Origin of the sequence: Streptomyces canarius (assembly GCF_014650735.1) — a bacterium.
In the GTDB taxonomy this organism is placed as follows: domain Bacteria; phylum Actinomycetota; class Actinomycetes; order Streptomycetales; family Streptomycetaceae; genus Streptomyces; species Streptomyces olivaceoviridis.
Genome location: NZ_BMVN01000192.1, coordinates 1 through 993, shown reverse-complemented (window position 1 = coordinate 993; position 993 = coordinate 1). Strand labels below are relative to the sequence as shown.

General features: G+C 32.8%; 2 protein-coding genes. Both read right to left on the bottom strand.

Translation table 11 applies throughout. From position 1 onward, the window contains the following. On the bottom strand, positions 1–324 hold a 324-nt coding region (locus IE294_RS50435; protein ID WP_189895397.1), incomplete at its 3' end, for a photosystem I iron-sulfur center. A 207-nt stretch (positions 325–531) separates the two neighbouring features. Next, positions 532–837, bottom strand: a complete 306-nt coding sequence (gene nuoK, locus IE294_RS50430) for an NADH-quinone oxidoreductase subunit NuoK (protein ID WP_189598982.1) — start codon at positions 835–837, stop codon at positions 532–534. Between the last annotated feature and the right edge of the window lie 156 nt (positions 838–993).

Here is a 993-nt window from a genome sequence, read left to right as displayed (position 1 = left end):
CCTTAGCTCTGTGATTTTTGGGATATCCCTGTAGGCTTCAAAATGGCTACATAGCTGGTTTACAGCCTCTAACTGGGCAGCTGCCTCCTTATATTGTCGTTTTGATGCCATAATTTGAAGTTGTTCTACAGCGGAGACTAGCACACAATCTTCTGTTCTTGGAGCGGAAGCAATTTGCTTAGCTTTACATCCATCCCAAGGTATCATTTCTAACACATCGGTGGGGCAGGCTCGGACACATTGAGTACACCCAATACATGTATCATAAATTTTTACTGAATGTGACATGGGATCGATAAATTTTTGAACATCATAAAATTTCAATCTAGTAAACTTGTAAATAAATATAGTTAAACACCAGATGAATCAACGATTTACCAGAAATTTTCTAATCAATTTCCTTCGGGATCAACTCATAAGAAAGGACCAAGATACTTTGATTTCTTACGTTTTCGAAAACATGATGTAGATTCCAACATATTGTACATGCTAATTCAAATTGGTGAATCTTATAATTTAATATTATTAATATTACTTATTCAACAAAGTTGATTGATTGATACGCGTTGATTTTCTGTTACGATAAATCGAGGACACAATAGCTAATCCAATAGCTGCTTCAGCGGCTGCAATAGCTATAACAAAAATTGAGAAAATATTTCCTTTTAATTGCCGACTATCAAAAAAATCAGAAAATGTTACAAAATTTATATTAACCGCATTCAGTATAAGTTCAAGACACATAAGGGCCCTAACCATATTTCGACTCGTGATCAATCCATAAATACCGATAGAAAATAAATAGGCACTCAAAACAAGTATATGTTCGAGCATCATTGACCAACTCCTTATCAATTTCGATTCATTATTAATATGAACAATAATTCAACAGATTTGATTGACTAGAGTATAACAAAAAAAAAGAATCTATTGGAAATATATCGAATAAACGAATTTCTATTTTATACACGAGCAATATTCAAATAGAATTCA

Bases quoted from the DNA above. Each gene is read 5' to 3' on its own strand.
- nuoK (WP_189598982.1), bottom strand. From the start codon at position 837: ATGATGCTCGAACATATACTTGTTTTGAGTGCCTATTTATTTTCTATC.